A 20464-nucleotide genomic window follows, 5' to 3' on the forward strand; every position below is an offset into this window, starting at 1 on the left:
AGTGCGCAACGAACGGCTGCAGTATCTCGCGTGGAAAATGCCTGGTCAACCAATCACTACCGGGCAGTACTCGCCGCCAGTGAATGAGGCTGTATGATGCGGCTTCTTCAATTCAGCTTGCTTCGGTGGAGAATGTGATGGCGCAAACGATCCTGATTGTCGGTGCCGGGCCTGTGGGACTTACGGCCGCTGCTGCCCTCAATCACCACGGCCTGAAGTGTCGCATCATCGACAAGACTCCTGCGCCTTCCGACAAGTCAAAAGCTTTGGCCGTCTGGTGCCGCAGTTTGGAACTGCTCGATGACCTCGGCCTGGCCGAGAAGTTCGTAAGCACCGGTTTGAAGCTGACCGGTGGCGGCATGTACGCCAACGGAAAGCGGCTGGTTCATCTAGAATTAACGACGGGCGAAAGCGCGTTCGGCTTTCCCCTGATGATTCCGCAGAACGAAACGGAACGTCTTCTAACGGAGCATCTCTCGGAACAAGGAATCCATGTTGAGCGACAAGTTGAACTGGATACATTCGCCGAGACGCCGGAAGGAGTTAATTGCGTCTTGCGGCACGCGGACGGCCAGACGGAGACAATTGAAACACCCTGGTTGATCGGGTGCGACGGGGCGCACAGCACCGTGCGGCACACACTCGGAATGGAGTTCACCGGAAAGGCGGAGCCGAATGACTGGATGTTGGCCGACGCCAACATCGAGGGCCCCCTCCCGAAAGACGAAGTGAGTATCTATTGGAGCGAGCAGGGTGTGGTCGCCTTCTTCCCGATTAACCGAGATCGGTTCCGCATGATCGCGAATACCGGAGCTGCGGCGGACCATGTAGCGCCTGCCGATCCCACGCTCGCCACGGCGCAAGCCATGATGGATGCGCGAGGCCCCGGGGGGCTGACCATATCGAACCCAGTTTGGCTGGCCAACTTCCGCATCAACGAGCGAAAAGTGAGTGAGTACCGCAAAGGACGCGTGTTGCTTGCTGGCGACGCGGCTCATATTCATAGCCCGGCTGGAGGCCAAGGCATGAATACCGGAATGCAAGACGCGTTCAATCTCGCCTGGAAGTTGGCAGTCATTCAGAGTGGAGCCGGCCTTGCCGAACCGCTGCTACAGAGTTACTCGATGGAACGAAGTAGCGTGGGGGACCAAGTCTTGAAGAACGCCGAGCGGTTCACAACCGTGGCCACGCTCCATAGCCCGGTCACGCAATGGCTGCGAAACCATATCGCTCCCATCCTCGGGTCGTTCCATTTCGTCAAGGACAAGATCCGCAACGACTGGTTTGAACTCTCAATCAACTACCGCCATAGCCCGTTGTCCGCCGAGACTTGGCCTTTGCTGACTGGCGGGCTGGCAGCCGGCGACCGCCTGTGTGACGCACCAGTGGCATCCACGAGTAACGGCAGCCCGACCAGGCTGTTCGCCGCAATCCGCGGTACCGTACCCAGACATACCTTGCTCTTGCTGCCGGGTAAGAGTGATGAAGCGACGGTAGCTAACCTGCTGGCGATTAGCCAACAGGCCGAGAGCGCGTTCCCAAATGCGCTCTCGACCCATGTTGTCTGCATGGCTGGTAGGGAAACAAGGATGCCTAAAACGACCTTACCAGTCTGGTTCGATTTGGAAGGAAGAGTGTACGAGAAGTTGCACGTGACTGGAAATGCACTGTTCTTGGTACGACCCGACGGGTACATCGGCTTCCGCTGCCAACCGGCCGACGGGAACGCACTTTTGGAGCATCTGAGTCGTTACATGGCCCGCAAGAAGTGAGACAACACTCAGGGTGGAGCCGGAATAGAACTCGCCGGGCAGAGCAGCATCGATTGCACACTAAACTACGCGACCGAGTTCCTGACGAAAGACACCTCGACCTGGTTGGCGGGCAAAGTGGACGGTCGAAGTGCTAACGAATGTTGGTCGCGCTGTTTTTATGTTTTGGTGAATATCGATCGTGCTCGTAGGATCGCAAGCTCCGGCTGCATTGCAGAGACGCGTTGACGCTGCCGGCGATATTCAGCTATGATACGCGAACCATTTGCAGGCAGAGTCCCTCTCTGTCTGTGGCAGCTCGCTGCCGATTGCTCGGGATGTAGCTCAGCCTGGCTAGAGCGCCACGTTCGGGACGTGGAGGCCGCAGGTTCAAATCCTGTCATCCCGACTTTTCCCCAAATTAAGCCCTTCGACGAATACGTCGAAGGGCTTTCTCTTTGTGGTGACTAGGTTTACGTCGTTCAAACTACGGTTCAAACAAACCAAATCCAAGATCTCGCGACGGACCGCATTGTTTGAACGCTGCCACCGATCGGCTGCCATCTGCGTAAAGTCGAAGATCGAAAGTGCGATCTCACCGCGGGCCGGGTCCACGTCTCCGAGCGTACACAGCGACTCTTCTGTTCTAGCGGCCTCTGACTTCAGCTCGTTCGACTTAGCTTTGTAGGTCTCCTCTTCGATCGTGCCAGCGAGATACGCGTTCAATAACCGGTCCTGCATCGTCGCGAGTTCAGATTTGCGCTTGGTAAGGGACGTGGACTGACGGCGACGATGAGAGGTAAGGTCGGTAATCGCGTCGCTCAGATGGCTCCGGAACCAAGCAGCCAGTTCGGGTTCAAATCGTAAAGTCGCCAAATCATCCAGGATTGCCCGCTCGAGATCTTCCGATCGCCAGCGAACCGTGGGATGGTCTGGGCCGGGATGGTTGTTCGCACAACGGTAATAAATGTGTTCGCGGACACCCCCACCCTTAAGTTTGCGACGGATTCGTTCTCCGGTGATCGACTGACCGCAATAGACGCAGCGGATTAGGCCACCGGCCAACGGATGATCGGGTGTGCTGGTTCGCCGATTTTTCCCGGCCATGATGTCTTGGCACGCGTCAAATGTCGGGCGATCAATAAGTCGCTGATAGCGCCCTTCGAAGACCAGCTTGTTGCGATGCAGTTCACCAATGTAAAAGCGATTCGCGAGAATGTACGAGAGTGCCGTTCGGTTGAAACGGTGCTGACTGGCGCGGAAGACGTGGCCTTCGCGCTCGAGTAGGTCAGCGAGCGTCTGAAAGGTGTAACCGCCGGTGGCATACAAAGTGAACAGGCGGACCAAAGTGTGCGCTTTCTCCGGATGCGGTTGAACAGGAGCGTCACGATCAGCTGTATTGATGTAACCGTAGGGGGCCAGCCCCGTAGGCCAACCCTGCTTCACTTTTTCATCGAGGCCCTTCAGAACTTCCGATCTTAGGTTGTCACTATAGTACTGGGCAACCGCGGCCATCACATTGAACGATAATGCGCCGGCCGCGCCGGGACCGAATTGGTTATCGACAAAGGCCAGTTGAACGCCGCAAGCGTCCTCCAACTCCTGCAGCCGAACCGCATCTCTCATGTTACGACAAACGCGGTCGAGCTTGTGGCTTAGGATCGCCTTGATTTTCTCTCGTTTGGCGTTCGCTTTGACCCAGGCGAACATTTGGTTGAAAGCGAGGCGTTCAGCTCCCCGCTTGGCAGATTCCGCCACCACGAACTCGCGGGCGACGTGCCAGCCATTGGCGCTCGCCCGTTCACGGTTTACTCGCAATTGAGCATCGAGCGAATAACCTTCCTTTTGCTCACGGGAAGAAACACGTGCCCAAACAACAACATTCATGTTCGTCGCTTCTCCTCTTCGGCATGCAACAGGATTTCAGCCAGCCGGCGGACGTTCATGAGTATTTCAACTGCCTCGTCATCACTGATTACTCGGCCATAGGCCTTGGACCACACTCGACGAGCTTCGCTGATGCGTTCATCCGACAGCCACTGAGTTGACAGCGGCCGTACTCCATCCGGACCGGGCTCGTGACCATGATGCCCGGTTGTGCCCGAAAGTCCAGCTAGTTCTCGAAAGAGCGCCACAGAAGAATTCTCCCCGCGAGCAGAACGGGAAACGGCCTGGATCCCGGAATGCCCTTCGAGGAAAATTGTCCGCGCCGATTATGGACATGTCTGTGGACACCTACCCGCGCAGGCAAAACACATATGCGCGCATGTCCACAATCGTTCTGCGCATGTCCTGCGCATATGCGCGCATCTGACTTTTCTCTGTCCGTATTCGCGCCTGGCCAACTCGATCTATAGGATCTTGATCGACAGGCTTAACTTCTCCGGTGTTACCGCAAGCCACGGATGCTTTGAGCGACGCCGAAGATGGAGAGAACCACTGGAAAGCAGAGATATGGCCGGTGATTGGATCAAATGGTGCAAGGGGCTCACGAAGAAGCCGGAGGTCATAGTAATGGCTTCTCTGCTGAAGCGCGACCGTCGCGAAATTGCGGGCCGTTTGATGGAGCTTTGGGAATGGTGTGATGACAACTTGTCAGAGGCTGACTTCGAGCCGAATGGAGATGCTTCCCTAACTATCGGCGACAACGCGTTTGAATTCTTGGATGAGATCGTGGCACTACCTGGGTTCGCAGCTGCGATGGCTTCCCCGAATGTGCGTTGGCTTATCGCAAGCGAGAACGGCCGGTTGACCTTTCCACATCTCGCGAGAAACAACGGAATCACTGCCAAGTCTCGGCTCTATGAGTCGGCGAGAAAGTCAAAGCAGCGTAATTCGTTGTCCCAAAATTCTCGGGACAATGCGGGGACAGAAACCGGGACCAGAGAAGAGAAGAGCGAGAGGAGAGAAGAAAAGATTTCCAATCGCGATAGGACCGATCGGCCGATCGTGCACCTATCGGACCAATCGCCCTTAGAAATCTTTAGGAAGGAGCGGCAGGAGCCAGATGAGCTGTCGGCGCCAGTAGGTGAACCGATGGACCTGTCATCTGTGGACTGGTTTCAAGTGATTCGATTGACCGAGAGCTTAGCAAAGAAGGTCCCTCCCTTTTCGAAGGCAGACCGGCGCCAATGGTTTAGATTCGCAGTGATGGTTGAACGCAACATCTTCAGCGAGCACTGGTTGATCGATGCGGCAGAAGCCGTGGTGAACGCTCCCCAACACGCAAAGAATCGTCAGGCCCATCTGGTCGCCGTGCTGAAATCAAAGGCTGCTGAACAAGGGATCTGCACAGATGATTTCTTGGGAATAGCTAGGCGGATCGAGATCCCCGCTGACGTTTGGAACCAGCCAATCGTAAAGGTAAAGAAATGACCAATCTCGGAATCCCACAGTTAACAGATCCTCAAGGTCAATTTGCGAAGGCTTGCCAATACGTCGCACACGTTCGCGATACGGGCGTCGCACGCGTGGGCCACACGGTGCGTCGACGGCCGGCAGGCCTACCCCCGGGGGTATCTAGGTACTTCCTGGCGACTTCACGGTCAGGTTTCCCACCCCCACCTCGGCCACCATAGACATACTCCCGGCGGTGCGCGTGCGATCTTGTTAATCCCAAGAACATCAGCGTTTTACGTCACATGTGTTGTTAACCCAATGTCGAGCGATCGTACATTCGCGCCCAGGAACAGCTGGAGGTAGCCCATGGCTGAAGACATTTCAAAACCGAAGCCCAGGAGCTTCCAACGCCACCTTCGAGAGGAGCAAGTAGTCATCAATGGCGCCACGGTCATCTTCTACCGCGACCGAAAGCGCCGTCGCTGGAGCTGGCGTGCACTCGATGCCCAGGTAACTCTTCCCCCTTCTTTCAACTCCAACCGCGCGAAGACGCCCAATAATGGTTCGGAAAGATAACCGCAAAGCGGGCGTGGCGAGCATAACAGGTTTTCTCGGCAAGCCGACCAGGGTCCGTTATTCAGATGACGACGAGCCGATTGACGACGAATGGCTTCGCGTCGAGGGATATTTGGTCCGCCCGGGTGAGCAAGCGATTGTCTCGCTGGATGATGGTAGACCTGAGTGGGGAGGAGTTTTGGTTCGAACCGACAACGGCTGGTTATTCGAAACTCCTTGGCCACCGCACGATTCCGTGCTGTTAGTTCCACAACCGATAACGCGCGGCGACTTGCGGAAGGTGATCACCATTTTGATAGCCTGCTACCGAAATCGCGGGCCGCTTGACATTTTTGACGCTCTTCACTTAGTATTCACCACGCACGGGGATTCGTTCCCTCTTTAGCGCCGGGTTTTCTGGCGCACGTCAACAGCTACAGCTGCGCGTGCGCTTCTTCGTGAAACCGACACGCCGCAGCTCTTACCGCGAGCGTCTCACTGTGAATATCCAAAATCGGATTAGCGAGCGTACGACGCGCGTGCAGACCACGCTCTCGTGCGAGCCTGGGAACCGGGATCGATGTAGCAGCACCCAAGCGAGGTTACTCGCCTTCCGCCGCAACCATCTGGTTGTGCCAGCGCTGCAGCTGAATCTCGTCGGCGGTCGCGGGGCGGATGGTGTAGATCCTGATCGTCACCTGTTTGCCCAAACGTGCCGCGTACATCGCCTGCAGAACGGCTTGTCCAAGCTTGCTTGCTTCGGTTTCGTCGGCCGCTTCGACCAAAACAAATTGAGCGCGGGTGGCGACGTAGAAAGTGATCATCGTGAAGCTCCGGGCGTGGGCGGTTGCGATAACACACATAAGCCAGCAATCGCTGCGAAGTTCAATAGCCGGCCCCCAGAATCCAGCAGCTTTTCGCCGGCGCAATCAGTCGTCCAACGTGGCGTAGGTTTCCCCCGGTCCGCATCCTCGGCCAAGAAACGCAAAACGCCCCAGCGTGGCAAACGTGGGGCGTCGTGGGGCCAAGTCTGCCGGGGTGCGCTACCCGTTGAACGCGAAGTTCCCCCGGTCCGTCTTCTTGAACCGGGCTTCGTGGCCCTTGGTGGTGATCTCCCGCAGGATCGCGCTGTAGAGCGTGGCGTGCGGAGTCTTACCACCGGGGCTCGACCAGTAGCCCTTCGCCGCGATGGTTTCGATCATCGTCTTCGTATTCATGGGTTCTTTGGTTTCGCCGAGCAGCTTGGCGGCAGCGTCGAGGGCCGACATCTTCTTATTGGTTGCGAGTTTGGCAGTCTTTGCTTTCTTCGCCCGCTTGCGTTTCGCCACCTCGGGCTCTTTGCACTTCGCGCAGAACCGTTCGGCACCTTCGTCGGTCCATTCGTGGTCGCCACCCTTCGGGCAGGTACCGGCGGGCTTCGTCTCGAGTGCTTCGGGAATGGGCTGGGGCGCATCGGGCTTTGCCAATTCTGCTTGGGCCTTCGCCTTCTTCGCGGGTTTAGCCTTGGCGGTCTTCGAGGCGGGCTTCTTCGTGCTGGTCTTCTTGGACATGATCGTTCTCCGGGTTCGCAATGGATTGGCTGCCATCATCAGGCTCGGCGAACCACCGCCGAGCGACGCAGGGCGAACCTGCGTTTCGGCTTAGAACCCGAGCTCATCCATCTGCCGGTTGAAAGTCTCGACCCCGATCATGTCGAGCAGCGTGTGGCGAAACCACAGCACCTGCTGCAAAGCCTGCTCGCCTTCCGGTGTGCTGGCGGGAAAGGAACCCGCCGGTTGCAGTGCCATCACCAGGGCTGCGACTCCTTCCGGCGAAAGGTTGTCGCGAATCACCTTCTCAAAAGCAGCTTGATCCACCGCGCCGCTCGTTCGGTCTGCGCTCATCGTTCGTTTCCTGATGTGGTTGGGAAGTTGTCATTCGACAGACACACATCAGCCATGCGCCGGCCAACAGCTCAAGCCAGGCAGGCCGAATCTCAGCCGGAATTCAGCAGGTTTTCACGCGCCGAAATTTAGGTCGACCGAAATCGTTCCGATCGCACGCCCCAACAACGGATGAACCAGCTGTGGAGAAGATTCCCGAACTGCGCAACAAGGCCAAGAAGCTGCGGCACCTGCTGCAGCAAGTGGAATCCGTCCCGGGCGTGGGCAACGTCGCGGAGCGTGATCGTGATATTCGTCGCAAGCGTGAACGGAGCGCAGCCAGCAAAACCGTCGTTGTCCCCGCCTGTGCCGATCCGGAGCGACGCACGCGGCTCGAGGCCGACGATGAGGCCTGGTTGCGCTGGTACTTTGCGATCGAGAGCGGCTCGGAGAATCCCTTCTGGTATGACTTCACCGATCAACAGAAGGAAATGATCGCGGCGATTCGTAACGCCATTCTGCACGGTGGTGATCAGTCGATCGCTGCCAGTCGAGGCGAAGGGAAGACCACGTACTTCGAACGGATGCTGCTCAAGTACACGCTGCAGGGACTCATTCGCTTCGCCGTCCTCTTCGCGGCCACCGGTAGTGCCGCCCAGGATTCGCTGGAATCGATCAAGCTGGAGATCGAAAACAACGATCGGCTGTGTGCCGATTATCCGGAAGTCTGTGTTCCCGTTCGCGCCCTGGAAAACACTCCTCAGCGTGCGCACTTTCAGCTGGTCGCCGGCAACCGCCCTGACGATGGCGAGCAGTACTTACCCACCTCCAGCCGCTTCTCCTGGTGTGGCCAGGAAATCTACCTGCCGAAAGTGCCCGGTTCGCCCTCGGCGGGAGCAATCATTGCCACGCGGGGTCTCGATGCTGCCATCCGCGGTGTGAAGAAGAAGGGCCGCCGCGTCGACGTCGCCTGCATCGACGATCCGGACACCGAAGAGACTGCTCGGAGCCCCGAGCAGGCTGCCAAGCTTGAAGATCGCATCGATCGAGCGATCGCCGGCCTCGGTTCGCAGCAGCGGCGACTCGCGCGGGTCATGCTGACCACCATTCAGAATCGCACGTGCGTCTCCTACAAGTACACCGATCGCGATCAAAAGCCCAGCTGGAAGCCGAAACGGTTTCGCTTCCTGGTGAAGAAGCCCGACCGAGCTGATCTATGGCAGGAGTTCGTTGCCCTTAAGCAGGCCGACTGGGTGAATGGGACGAACAAGGCGCACGAACTGTATCTGGCAAACCGTGAGTTGATGGATGCCGGCGCCAGCGTGGCGAATCCTAACCGTCACACCCCGGCCGAGGCCTCGGCGCTCGAGTTCTACTATTCGGAAGTTGCACGCTTGGGTGCTGATGCGGTGGCAACCGAATACGACAACGATCCACCAGCCGATGAATCGACGCAGAGGATCTTGCTCACTCCTTACCACATCCAGAACAACTGCCTGGGCGGTCTGGAGAAGCGCGAGGCACCAGATGAAACCATCTGCATCACGGTCGGCGGCGACGTGCAAAAGCTGGGTCTGCATTGGGTCGCGATCGCCTGGAATGAGCACGGTGCCGGCTCGATCATCGACTATGACTTCTTCCCGTTCCTCACCGAAGGGCGGAAAGCGGCGGACTGCGAACTGCTGATCTTGGAAGGTCTGTTCGCCTGGCACGCTGCCCAGGAAGAGATCCCCTACACCACCCCGACCGGCGAGAAGCTAATCGCTGATCTCACCCTGATCGACCAAGGCTGGAAGGAAGAATCGTGGAACATTCAGCCGGTGCAGCATTTCTGTGCGCAAGTCGGGTTCCATTCGTTCATCCCTTCCAAGGGCGAGCCGAACTACCGACGGCCGCTCGATTCACAGCACATTTTGATCGGTGACAACTGGCACGTGGTCTTCCGGGGCGGGATCCCATTGGTGATGACGAACGCCGATCACTGGAAGCTGAAGGTGCATGAAGGTTTACTGTTAGACGCCGGTCAACCGGGTGCGTTGACATTATTCAATCCAGCGCGGGTCGACGGCCGCCGCAACGTTACCGGACATCTCAACTATTCGAAGCATCTTCTGTCCGAAACTTGGGAGACGCGGCACAAGCCTGGTTTCGGCGGGGCTCGGACTGGCTGGTGGAAGTCACCGAAGCCGAATCACTACTTCGATGCGACGTATCAGGCAATCTGTGCTCGCTCGATGCGTCGGATTTCGGTACTTGCTCCAGTTGCGACTCCACCGCCACCGGTCGAACCTTACACACCTGCTGCCTACTATGATCCGCCAGCTGAGCGACGAAATCGTTGGTAAATGGTTGCTTTGCATCTCAGGCAAATCGCAACTTCGGCGTGTCGGTCCGAAGCATTCCAGAAGGCCAAGCCAAGGTATGTTGTCCTTCTTCTAACGCTGGTTAAGCTTCACTGAACAGTTTGGCCGCCATCCACTACCATTGCATGGCCAATCACAAAACCGGCCCCATCGGAACAGAGCCACATGACGGCCGCAGCAATCTCTTCAGGCGTGCCCATGCGCCCGACCGGCTCCTCTGAGATGACCTTCGCGCGTCCTTCGGAGGTGCCCCCAGTGAAGCGCCCCAACATCGGTGTGTCGATGTACCCGGGGCAAACAGCATTAATACGGATGTTCATCGCGGCGTAATCAAGGGCTGCTGCCTTGGTGAGGCCAATCACGCCGTGCTTCGCGGCGGTGTACGCCGGGCTCCCCTTGATGCCGACGACACCCGCGCCCGACGACGTGTTGACGATCGCGCCACCGCCTCCATGTTTGAGGATCAGTGGAATCTCGTGCTTCATGCACAAGAACATGCCGCGCAGGTTTATGTCAAAAATCCTGTTCCACTCCTCCTCGTCATAATCGGCCGTGGGCGCCGGACTTCGCGGCTCGATCCCCGCGTTATTGAACGCGAAGTCCAGCCGGCCTAAGGTGTCGGCGGTCTTGGTCAGGGCCGCTTTCACTTCTTCGCCCCGGCTTACGTTGCACCGGACTGCGAGCGCCCGCCCGCCTTGTTGCTCGATAAGGCGGGCCGTCTCTTGGTTGCCCTGCTCAGACACATCAGCTGTGACGACACTGGCGCCCTTACGGGCGAATGCCAGCGCCGACGCGCGGCCGATACCGCTCGCGCCGCCTGTCACAAACGCCACCTTGCCGCTGAAGTCCAAATCACTGTTCACGGTCGCACCTATTTTTCTAGTTCGAACGTCACTGTCACGTCTGCCAAACCGACTGCTGCCTCAAGCCCGGAGGGATCATCAATTCGTCCGAGCCGCGTATAGCGATACGATGACTTGAACGTTTTGTAAAAAACAACAATCGTGTCGTCTTGCCAAAGCATGAGATCGCCATTTTGGATCGTTCCAGGGCTTTCCTCCTTTTTTGGAAGCAGGCGGCGCTCCCGAACAGCACGCCGGCGACAAGAGCGATCATCAGTTGCGATTTCGACATACGTCCTCCAAGTCTCGTGGCTCACTTACTTCAACTGCTCCTTGAAAAACTTCGTGAGCTTATCGAAGGGAATCAGATTCACTCGATCGTACAAATCGACGTGTCCAGCGTCGGGTACAACGACTAACTCCTTTGGTTCACCTGCACGCTCGTAGGCGTCCTCGCTGAACTCCTTAGAATGGGCCGTGTCGCCGGTGATAAAGAGCATAGGCCGGGGAGAAATCGTCTCGATGTCGTTGAACGGGTAGAAGTTCATGAACTTTACGTTGCTAGAAAGCGTCGGGTGCGTGGTAAGTTTCGACGACGAACCTTGTGGCGTGAACTCGCCTCTGGGGGTGCGATAGAAGTCGTAGAACTCGCGCTGGATCGGATGAGTTTCCGCAGTCAGCTCATGCTCTGTGCCGCTGGTGTATTTCGATTCGCCGCCAGCGAACTCGACATACCGCTGTTCTGCTGCCGCCGCAATGAGTTTCTTACGCTGCTCTACCGTTTGCGAGTGGTTCAGTGCGTTCCGGTTGGCCGCGCCCATATCGTACATGCTGACCGTGGCTATAGCCTTCATGCGCGGATCAATCTTGGCCGCGCTGATGACAAAGCTCCCGCTGCCGCAGATGCCGAGAACACCAATCCGCTCGCGATCAACAAAGGGCCGAGTGCCCAGGTAATCCATCGCAGCACTGAAGTCCTCGGCGTACATATCCGGCAGAACGGCATTTCGAGGCTGGCCATCGCTCTCGCCCCAGAAGGACAGATCGAGAGACAATGTCACGAATCCCTGTTCTGCCAGTTTCGTGGCGTACAGGTTTGCGCTTTGTTCCTTCACAGCTCCCATTGGATGACCAACGATGATCGCGGCGTGTTTGACGCCCTTGTCCGCACTCTTTGGCAAGAATAGATTGCCTGCAACCTTCATCTTGTATTGGTTGTTAAAGGTTACTTTCTGTACGGTGACCTTTTCACTCTTGTAGAAATTGGCTGCTCCTGCCGCCATGTCTTGAGCCTCCCCAGTGGTTGCACGGGTGAGAAAACCTGCCACAAGGGCGAGTACAGTTCGGAACAACAGGCTTCGCGCGCCAAATGCGGCGCAGCGGTAACCATTTTCAGTAAGATTCATCGATGTTCTCCTTGATTGTGCGTGAAAACGGCCGCAATTATTGGGCCGGTGGGTTTCCAGGCGACCGCTTCCACAAAGTCAGCATCGCCTGGCTGTCTCATTCCAAAGGAATCTTAGGGATGGTCGCTCAAATAGCGATAGAATGATGCTCCGGCGAGATTGCCTAATCCTCTACGACTTTGCCCGGTTGCCAGAGCCAACGAGAAGTCTGGCCGTAGAATAAGGGAGTCCCCATCGTTTCTAGGAGGGTTATCAACGTGAGCTTGGATAAACTGGCTTCGTTCATCGAACGACACGTCGACGAAGATGGCGAACATGAAACCGCCATTCCCGAGTTAGCTCTCTACCGGGCATCGTCCGTCACGGAGCACAATGCCTCGACTTACGTGCCGTGCCTGTGTGTCGTCGCCCAAGGAGCTAAGGAGATAGTTCTCGGTGGTGAGCCATACCGCTATGACCCTTCGCACTCGCTGCTCGTCTCAATTGATCTACCGGCGACCTCACGAGTGGTCGAGGCTTCGCCGAAGCGGCCTTGCCTGGTCGCCCGAATTAACCTGAACCTCGCCGTGGTTGGGGAGATGCTCGCGGAGCATGCAACTGCTCCAACATTGAAACCTGGTCGAGCACTTGCTTTGGCCCCAATGACTCCACCGCTGCAGGATGCCGTTGAACGGCTAGTCGCGCTGCTCAGAACGCCTGAAGATATCCGACCGCTGGCTCCGCTGATCCTCCGAGAGATCATGTATCGACTGCTGACTGGGCCCCAGGGTTCGCGTCTCCGTCAGATTGCCTCCACCGGCGCGCCGGCTCATCGAATATCGAAGGCGATCATGTGGCTCAAAGACCACTTCACAGAGCCCCTTATCGTCGAAGAGCTTGCTGGACGAGTCGGCCTGGCTCCCTCAACGCTGCACTTGCACTTCAAGAACATCACAGCAATGAGTCCCTTGCAATATCAGAAGCAGTTGAGGCTTCAAGAAGCTCGGCGGCTCCTGCTTGCCGAGTCGCTAGACGCCGCTAGCGCCGCCTATCGAGTGGGATACGAGAGTCCGTCGCAATTCAGTCGTGAATACAGACGAATGTTCGGAGCACCGCCGCGACAAGATGTGGCAGCGGTTAAGATCGGAACTTGATTTCTCGTCCGCATACGCCCCAGCTGCATGGCTAGCCAATGTGCCTCGGTTACATCGACCGAGCTGCAGTCGGCGTGTCGGACCGAAGCAGCATCGCACTGATGCTACACGCGCAGAAGTAAGGGAAGGTCAACCTCTACGCAGTGATGACTCGCCTTTTTTGCTGCTTAAACTCACGAATGAGTAACGCAATTTCGTCAGCCTTGGTGTCTAGCGCAAAATGGCCCGCGTCCAAAAAATGAATCTCGGCATCAGGGACGTCGTGCAGATAGCGATGAGGCTCACTAATGTCGAACGAGGGATCGTACTTGCCCCACAGCACCAGTAGACGTGGCTGCGCATTTTTGAGCCATTTTTGCCACTCCGGGTATGCGTCGACGTTCGCACGATAATCGTAGAAAAGATCGCTCTGTATCTGCCGCTGGCCTGGCGAACACAGAAATGCATATTCGTCGCCCCACAGGTCGGGGTCGTAGAGTTCGATATGTGGGTCGTTGCCGAGGTGGCGTAGTTTTGCCGCTTCGAAGGACAACAAGTTAATCTGCATTGCTTCCTCGTGAGCGGCCCGGTCTTCCCAGAATGCACGGCGTGCTGCCCAGCGAGGTCCCAAGCCCTCGTTATGCGCCACGGCATTTTGAATGATTAGTGCCCGAATTCGCTGGGGGTCCGCAAGTGCGATCCTAAACCCGACTGGGCCACCGTAATCCTGCATAAACAGCGTATATTCCGACAGGCCAAGCGCCTCCGTGAAGCTCCTCATGACTGAAGAAATATGGTCGAAGGTGTATGGAAATTGATTCGGGTCAGGCCAGTCGCTGTGTCCAAAACCGGGGTAGTCAGGTGCCACAAGGTGGAAGCGGTCGGCTAGGCGGGCCAAAAGAGGCTCGTACATCCGTGACGACGAAGGCAAACCATGCAAGAGGATCAGCGTGGGCAAATCCCGAGAACCGGCTTCTCGATAAAAGATTGAAAGCCCGTCTACTTTAATCGTGCGATAGTGGGTGCGTTGGCTCATGGCGTCTCCTCCCCAGCGATAGCTGCCTGTGTGCCATCTGCCTCTGCATCAGATCGGCGACCACTTCAATTGTAGAAATTGCCTGACACTTCTTGCTCTGACATCAGCCCTATACATTTCGCTTCTCGGGGAAGCCCATCTGTTGTCGGTATTCCAAAGCAGGGAAGCCCCCAACACCCCAATTCTCCGTTTCGACTTCCTGAATCAATACATGGGTCAATGCAGGCGGCTTGTCGAGTACTCGAGTAAGAACCTCGGTCATGCCGCGGATGACTTCTGCTTTTTGTTGCGGAGTCGCCCCCTCGCGCGTGATCTGGACGGTGACAATGGGCATTTTAGCTTTCCTGTAAAGGGAGTTTCAAAGAACTGGAATGCGGCGAGCGGAAGTTAGATCGATTCGCTTTACCACTTGCCGGCATGGGCACCACCGTCGACGTGCAGAGTCTCGCCGGTTACGAACGAAGCGGATTCCAAGTACAGCACCGCTTCGACGATTTCGCGAATCTCTCCCATCCGCCCGAGCGGATGGAGATGTGAGAGGAAATCGTAGGTCACGGGGGGATGCATCGGCGTCTTGATAACTCCAGGGGCCACCGCGTTGACGCGAATGCCCTGATCCGCATATTCAATCGCCAGCGAACGCGTGACGGCATCCAAGCCTCCCTTCGTGAGCGAAGCCAACGCTGATGGCACACTCTTCACCGGTTGGTTTACGAGGGTCGTGGTAATGTTGACAATGTGCCCGCTCCGCTGCGAGAGCATCTGTCGCACAGCTTGTTGCGAAACGAAAAAGAAACCTGCCAGGTTGAGCGAAAGCTTCGCAGCGAAGTCGGCCGCCGTGTATTCCGTGAAGGGCTTGGCGATGAACATGCCGGCATTGTTTACCAGTGTATCGACACGGCCAAATCTTTCGACCGCACTCTGAATCACACGCACACCGACTGCCGGATCGGTAATGTCGCCGGCGACGGTGAGCAAGCTTGACGATTCCTCTGCCTTGATCGATCGCGAATTCGCGACGACGCGGTAACCACGTTCGAGGAATCCGCTGACGAGACCGGCACCGATTCCTTGCGAGGCACCTGTAATCACCGCTACTTTATTTTTTTCGGGCTGAATCATCATCATCTCCTAAATCGAGTGAAAACCATGACGGATTTCTGTGACGATCCGCCTTCACAAGTACTAGGAGTAGCGACTGGACAGGCGAGCGTTCCTGACACCCCAATTGACGGCGGCAGCGAAGCCAAATTCGGACTATCTGCGGAAAAATGACACGATTTTGCGGCGAAGATAAGAGAAAGCTACGTCGTTTTTTTGACGCGTGTGTAAGACTCGCCAATCACATCGGTATATCTCGGAGTAACGCGAGCAAAAGCTTCGCCAGATAGCTCCAACCAAACGGGGGAAACTCGAATGCCGAGTCTACTTGATCCTCTCGTTGTGGGTGATTGGAACTTGCCCAACCGCGTGGTGCTAGCGCCCCTAACGCGGACGCGGGCTAGTGCGGGACGCGTTCCGAATGCGATGATGGCGGAATATTATCGTCAACGGGCGGGCGCGGGACTGATGCTGACGGAAGCGACCAGTGTCACGCCGATGGGTGTGGGTTACCCGAATACGCCGGGCATCTGGTCGCGCGAGCAGATCGAAGGCTGGAAGTTGGTGACGCGCGCAGTGCATTCAGTCGGCGGGCGAATTCTGTTGCAACTGTGGCATGTGGGACGCGTATCGGATCCGTCGTATCTCGCCGGCAAATCGCCCGTCGCGCCCAGCGCCATCACGCCTGCCGGTCACCTGCATCTGTTGCGGCCGGAACGACCATTTGCTACTCCCCGTGCGCTTGAGACCGTCGAAATCCCCGGCATTGTCGAGGCCTTCAAGCAAGGTGCTGAAAACGCTGAACGCGCTGGCTTTGATGGTGTCGAGATCCACGGCGCGAATGGCTACTTGCTAGATCAGTTCCTGCAGGACGGTTCGAATCAACGCACCGACGAGTACGGCGGTTCGATCGAAAACCGCGCGAGGCTTATGCTCGAAGTTACCGACGCGGTTGCTTCCGTCTGGAGCGCCAATCGTGTGGGAATGCATCTGGCCCCTCGTGGCGATATGTACTCGATGGGTGACTCGAATCCAGCAGCGACGTTTGGCTATGTTGCTGAGCAACTTGGCCAGCGCGGCATCGCCTTCATCGCTGCACGCGAATCAACCGGCCCCGATCGCCTTGGCCCTCGACTGAAACGTAAATTCGGCGGGATCTATATCGCCAACGAAGGTTTCTCGTTCGAAACCGCAACCCAGGCGATCGCCGCTGGCGAGGCCGACGCGGTCGCGTTCGGCACACTCTTCATTGCGAATCCGGATCTGCCCAAGCGGTTTGCGCTCCGCGCCCCGCTCAACACACCCGACCCCACCACGTTTTACAACTCCGGGCCCCACGGCTACACGGATTATCCGGCACTGGAGGAAGTCAGCGTTACCGTGGATGAGCAGCGACATTCCGCCGCGTGAATGCAAACCGCGATGGCGAGGTTCAGGCCAAGCCCTTCAATTGCGCGGTTGCCGCCATCAGATCCTTGGTTGCGAAGCCCTCGGTAAAAGCGCCGTAGACTGCGTCGAGCGCGGCGTGGCCATCAGTACCGCGGCCTTGCAGTTGCCAAAGTCGAGACAGACTCATCGTGGCTCGCAATTCCAGTGCCTTTGCCTGATGACGGCGGGCGATGGTGATGGCTTGTTGAAAACAAAGCTCCGCGTTTGCCGAATCACCAGGCTCAAGGGACAACAGCAACTCACCCTTGAGCCGGTGAATTTCCGGTTCGTACATGCAGATGCCAGTCTGCTCTACCACGTTGACTGCGTTTGCGATGGTAGCGAGGCCTTCTGTGAAGTTTCCACCTTGGCCATACGCCTCCGCCAAGAGCGCGAATGAATAACTGCGCCAGTGGGCGCGCGTCGCTCCACCTGTTTCAAAACCCTGGCGAATCAGTGCAAGTCCTTGGTCGTGGTTGCCGAGCTCAACCTGAGCCCAACCCTTCAGAACCAAGCCGCCTGCGAGATAAAACACGAGTCCCTGATCGGCAGCGAGCTTGATCAGTGCTTCGGAGAGTTCGAGGGTTTCAGCAGCATCGCGGCGGAACTGGTGCAAGATGGCGACGGACATCTGCGTATGGGCCAGGCTGGTGGGATGTCCGAGCTGCCGGGCGAGGACCAGCGCGTCGTGTCCGTTCTGCAGCGCCTGTTCCGGCAAGCCGAGCATCCACAGCGACTTAGCCAGATAGCCCAGGCAGCACACACCGGGATCGTGGCCACCATACAGCAACGCATGCGAGCCGTGCTCGCGCGGGTTGTAGTGAGCGATCGCCTGACCAAGGCCGGTTCGCGCGGAAGTCCAATCGCCGAACAGCGTGTGGATGGGGCCCAGCGCGTGATGGGCTTGCAGCAGCAAAGCAGGATCCTGCTCGCGTTCGGCCAGGTTCAGGAGTTGTCCACCGAGATCTAAACCCGTGTGAATCTCCCCGCGGGCGATGTGAAACAGGAAGAGTCCGAACAGTGCGGGGAAGCGATCGGGCGATTCTCCGAGTTGGCGGCAAAGATCATGGGCCCGCGTGTAAGCGTTTTCGACTTCGGGCGAGTTCCAGTCCTTGGTTGCGAAGAGCGCTGGGCCGAGCGTGATTTGCAGGGCGAGTTCTTTGCGTGCTCGGTCAGGAGTGGCGGGTAGTGAGAAAAGTACCTCGATGCCGCGGTGCGCGAGGACGATGGCTTCTTTGTTCGCGAAAAGCTGAGCCGCGCTCTGGGCGGCAATCAGGAAATAGTCGGCAGCCGTCTCAACATCTCGAGCCGCTTCGAACAGCAGCGCCAAATCAGCGGCGATTTCCTTACTCTTGTCACCGTAGTATCCCACCAATGCCCGCGCCACGGCAGCGCTGAGCGATGTTCGCCGCGTCGGTTGCAGGGAAGTGTGCAACGCATTTTGATACAGGACATGCACGAAACGGTAGCGGACCGTCGGCGTGCGATCGGGAAACTCGTGTTCGCACACCGCGCGGACAAAAGCATGGACGCGCTCTAGCTCGTCAAGCCGATCTTCGATGTCCGCGGCATCTTGCTTCAGGACCTGAGCGACGACGGCGGAATCAAATTCGTAGCCCTGCACGCTCGCGGCCACCAGCAAGCGGCGATCGTCATCGCCGAGCTGGTCGATCTTGCGCTGGATCATCCCGCGAACCGATTCCGGCAGATCTCTTCGCAAATTGGAAACCGATTGCTGGAGCGTCCACCGGCCCTGTTCCTGCGTGAGGACCTGCTGGTCGCGCAGATAACGCAGCAAGTCGGCCATGAACAAGGGGCTCCCTTCTGTTCGAGCATGGATGAACGCGGCGAACTCTTCTGGAAAATCATGGCCGGGAAATTCGAGCGTCAAATAGCGATCAAGTTCAGCGCGGGGAAGGAACTCGAGCGACAGTTCGCGACAAATACCGCGAGACTGCAGGTCCAGTTTGACGGAGCCGAAAGCATGTTTGCTCAGCAACAGATCGGTCGGGCGATAAGTCAGGATCGTGAGAGTCCGCATCCCTTCGCACTTGCCGCCCAGGTATGCGAGCAGGTCGACCGTTGAGGCGTCTGACCAGTGCAGATCTTCGATGAGAAGGAGCACCGGTCGTGACTTTGATAGTTCCCGCAGAAAACTGCCCAATTCTCGCTTCACTCGTTCCTGCGAAGCCGCCCGCGACTCGGCGAGGGTCCTCCGCAAGTCAGAGTCTTTCGCGGCGAGCGGCGCGACCTGGTCGTACCAATTCGGAGCGACGGCTTTCATAACTTCAGCCACCGCTAGGCTTCCTTCGTCGTGGAGCAAGCTTTCCAGCGCTTCGAGGACTGGCAGATAGGCCTCGGCGCCGGCGAGGCGTTCGGAGCAACGACCTCGAGCCAAGGCGAAGGGACGGCCTGATGTCGTTAACTCCTGGACGAAGTCCTCAACGAGCGTGGTTTTGCCGATGCCTGGTTCGCCGGTCACGCACAGGAATCGGCCTTCACCGGACGCCGCGGCTTCGAACGCGCGGTGCAATTCGGAGAGTTCGCTTTGTCTTCCGACCGTGTGACGTTCGATGGCCACTACTGGCTTCGTTGGCCAATCAGCGCGCGATGTGCTCGGCAACAAACGCCGCAGGTCCGCGGCGAAGTCGGCAGCCGTGGTGTAGCGATCCTGCTGTTGCTTGGCAAGCGATTTGAGGCAGATGCGTTCCAACTCAGGCGGGATGTCGGCTTTCAGTTGTCGTGGCGGCTGCGGTTCGTCGTCGCGAACTTGCCGCAACAGTTCCGAAGTTTGAGTGGCGCGAAAGGGAACTCGCCCCGTGAGCATCTCGTAAAGGACGACACCCAGGCTGTAGATATCGGTCCTGCCATCGATGCGATGCGCCATTCCTTTGGCTTGCTCCGGTGACATGTACCAGGGCGTGCCGGCGACGATTCCTTTCGCGCGACCGCCGGCGTGGTTTTCGTCGAGCGCGAGGCCGAAGTCAACGAGGACCGGAGCGGAATCGGCGCCGAGCAGAATGTTCGCCGGCTTCACATCGCGATGAATGATGAGCCGGGTATGTGCATAAGCTAAGGCATCGGCCACGCTGGCCACGACCGACGCGGCTTCGGCCCAACTGGGGCGACATTCGCGGAGCCAACGGCCGAGATCAGGGCCATCGAGATATTCGGCGACGAGAAAAAACTGCCCCTCATGCACGCCTACATCGTGAATCGCCACGATGTTGGGGTGACGCAATTGGGCCAGGCGTCGCGCTTCGTGCAATGCGATTTCGTCATCGCTTTGGTCTGGCTTCGCTCGAGGCCGCAGCACTTTTATGGCGACGAGTCGGTCGAGCTGAGCATCCCGTGCCAGGTAAACCGCGCCGAAGCCGCCGGCTCCCAAGGTGCGTTGCACTTGATATCGACCAAAGGCAACAGGCTGCGCTGGAGTTGGCGGCGATGCAATCAATTCGCGCGCCGACTCTGAACGAGGGTCCTCCGCAGTCGCTAGGCCAGGCAGCAAGTTTCTGATCTGACCATCGATGAATTGAAAATTCTGCCAGCGCTCCAGAACTTCCTGCAGCAGTTCCGGATAGTCGCGACAGACTTCCTCCGGCGTCTTTTCGGTTTCGAGCATCTCCTCGAGGAGTTCGAGGACCTGCGGATTGCCGGCCATGGTCGGTT

General features: G+C 57.7%; 18 protein-coding genes, 1 tRNA gene and 1 other RNA gene. 7 read left to right on the forward strand and 13 right to left on the reverse strand.

All coding sequences use genetic code 11. The features are described from left to right. The first annotated feature begins 137 nt into the window (after positions 1-137). Entirely contained in the window at positions 138-1772 is a 1635-nt protein-coding gene (locus NA78x_RS20300; protein ID WP_425614202.1) for an FAD-dependent monooxygenase, read from the forward strand. Positions 1773-2085: 313 nt separating this feature from the next. Beyond that, positions 2086-2160: transfer RNA gene (locus NA78x_RS20305), tRNA-Pro, on the forward strand. Here the strand turns inward: NA78x_RS20305 and NA78x_RS20310 are convergent. Then, a complete protein-coding gene (locus NA78x_RS20310) occupies positions 2142-3638 on the reverse strand; it encodes a recombinase family protein (RefSeq protein ID WP_425614203.1) in 1497 nt (498 codons plus the stop codon). The genes NA78x_RS20305 and NA78x_RS20310 overlap by 19 nt on opposite strands. Beyond that, positions 3635-3886, reverse strand: a complete 252-nt coding sequence (locus tag NA78x_RS20315) for a hypothetical protein (RefSeq protein WP_425614204.1) — start codon at positions 3884-3886, stop codon at positions 3635-3637. Before NA78x_RS20315 ends, NA78x_RS20310 begins: the two co-directional genes overlap by 4 nt. A 379-nt stretch (positions 3887-4265) precedes the next feature. Here NA78x_RS20315 and NA78x_RS20320 point away from each other — a divergent pair, with 379 nt between their 5' ends. Further along, positions 4266-5126: a hypothetical protein gene (locus NA78x_RS20320; RefSeq protein ID WP_425614205.1), complete on the forward strand. Its 861-nt coding sequence runs from the start codon at positions 4266-4268 to the stop codon at positions 5124-5126. Between the two features lie 330 nt (positions 5127-5456). Next, the gene (locus NA78x_RS20325) at positions 5457-5666 is read left to right on the forward strand and encodes a hypothetical protein (protein ID WP_425614206.1); all 210 of its coding nucleotides are present in this window, start codon (positions 5457-5459) and stop codon (positions 5664-5666) included. Positions 5667-6247: 581 nt separating this feature from the next. Here NA78x_RS20325 and NA78x_RS20330 read toward each other — a convergent pair. The 4 genes from NA78x_RS20330 to NA78x_RS20345 form a co-directional block, all read right to left on the reverse strand. Then, on the reverse strand, positions 6248-6469 hold the full coding sequence (locus tag NA78x_RS20330) for a hypothetical protein (RefSeq protein ID WP_425614207.1): 222 nt from the start codon (positions 6467-6469) through the stop codon (positions 6248-6250). A 219-nt stretch (positions 6470-6688) separates the two neighbouring features. Next, the gene (locus tag NA78x_RS20335) at positions 6689-7195 is read right to left on the reverse strand and encodes a winged helix-turn-helix domain-containing protein (protein ID WP_425614208.1); all 507 of its coding nucleotides are present in this window, start codon (positions 7193-7195) and stop codon (positions 6689-6691) included. A gap of 23 nt (positions 7196-7218) precedes the next feature. Next, positions 7219-7286: hammerhead ribozyme type II (locus NA78x_RS20340), an RNA gene on the reverse strand. Next, positions 7286-7528, reverse strand: a complete 243-nt coding sequence (locus NA78x_RS20345) for a hypothetical protein (protein ID WP_425614209.1) — start codon at positions 7526-7528, stop codon at positions 7286-7288. The genes NA78x_RS20340 and NA78x_RS20345 overlap by 1 nt, the downstream gene beginning before the upstream one ends. Positions 7529-7710: 182 nt before the next feature. On the opposite strand from NA78x_RS20345, the gene NA78x_RS20350 reads away from it, so the two are divergent. Then, positions 7711-9852: a terminase gpA endonuclease subunit gene (locus NA78x_RS20350; protein WP_425614210.1), complete on the forward strand. Its 2142-nt coding sequence runs from the start codon at positions 7711-7713 to the stop codon at positions 9850-9852. Between the two features lie 107 nt (positions 9853-9959). Here NA78x_RS20350 and NA78x_RS20355 read toward each other — a convergent pair whose 3' ends face one another. From NA78x_RS20355 to NA78x_RS20365, 3 genes are read right to left on the reverse strand one after another with little or no spacing between them, the layout of a single operon-like run. Continuing rightward, positions 9960-10733, reverse strand: coding sequence for a glucose 1-dehydrogenase (locus NA78x_RS20355; protein ID WP_425614211.1), 774 nt, complete (start codon positions 10731-10733; stop codon positions 9960-9962). Positions 10734-10741: 8 nt separating this feature from the next. Further along, entirely contained in the window at positions 10742-11029 is a 288-nt protein-coding gene (locus NA78x_RS20360; protein WP_425614212.1) for a cyclophilin-like fold protein, read from the reverse strand. Further along, entirely contained in the window at positions 11030-12118 is a 1089-nt protein-coding gene (locus NA78x_RS20365) for an alpha/beta hydrolase (RefSeq protein WP_425614213.1), read from the reverse strand. Positions 12119-12375: 257 nt separating this feature from the next. On the opposite strand from NA78x_RS20365, the gene NA78x_RS20370 reads away from it, so the two are divergent. Continuing rightward, positions 12376-13251 (forward strand): AraC family transcriptional regulator N-terminal domain-containing protein, encoded by an 876-nt coding sequence (locus tag NA78x_RS20370; protein WP_425614214.1) that lies wholly within the window; start codon positions 12376-12378, stop codon positions 13249-13251. A gap of 136 nt (positions 13252-13387) precedes the next feature. On the opposite strand, the gene NA78x_RS20375 is transcribed toward NA78x_RS20370, so the two are convergent. The 3 genes from NA78x_RS20375 to NA78x_RS20385 all read right to left on the reverse strand — a co-directional run bounded on the left by NA78x_RS20375 (position 13388) and on the right by NA78x_RS20385 (position 15388). Beyond that, on the reverse strand, positions 13388-14266 hold the full coding sequence (locus tag NA78x_RS20375) for an alpha/beta fold hydrolase (RefSeq protein ID WP_425614215.1): 879 nt from the start codon (positions 14264-14266) through the stop codon (positions 13388-13390). Between the two features lie 109 nt (positions 14267-14375). After that, a complete protein-coding gene (locus NA78x_RS20380; protein ID WP_425614216.1) occupies positions 14376-14600 on the reverse strand; it encodes a tautomerase family protein in 225 nt (74 codons plus the stop codon). 68 nt (positions 14601-14668) lie between these two features. Next, positions 14669-15388: an SDR family NAD(P)-dependent oxidoreductase gene (locus NA78x_RS20385; RefSeq protein ID WP_425614217.1), complete on the reverse strand. Its 720-nt coding sequence runs from the start codon at positions 15386-15388 to the stop codon at positions 14669-14671. 294 nt (positions 15389-15682) lie between these two features. On the opposite strand from NA78x_RS20385, the gene NA78x_RS20390 reads away from it, so the two are divergent. Then, positions 15683-16777 (forward strand): alkene reductase, encoded by a 1095-nt coding sequence (locus tag NA78x_RS20390; protein WP_425614218.1) that lies wholly within the window; start codon positions 15683-15685, stop codon positions 16775-16777. A 22-nt stretch (positions 16778-16799) separates the two neighbouring features. Here NA78x_RS20390 and NA78x_RS20395 read toward each other — a convergent pair whose 3' ends face one another. Further along, on the reverse strand, positions 16800-20456 hold the full coding sequence (locus NA78x_RS20395; RefSeq protein ID WP_425614219.1) for a protein kinase domain-containing protein: 3657 nt from the start codon (positions 20454-20456) through the stop codon (positions 16800-16802). Positions 20457-20464 lie beyond the last annotated feature (8 nt).

This window comes from Anatilimnocola aquadivae, from assembly GCF_049819085.1.
In the GTDB taxonomy this organism is placed as follows: domain Bacteria; phylum Planctomycetota; class Planctomycetia; order Pirellulales; family Pirellulaceae; genus Anatilimnocola.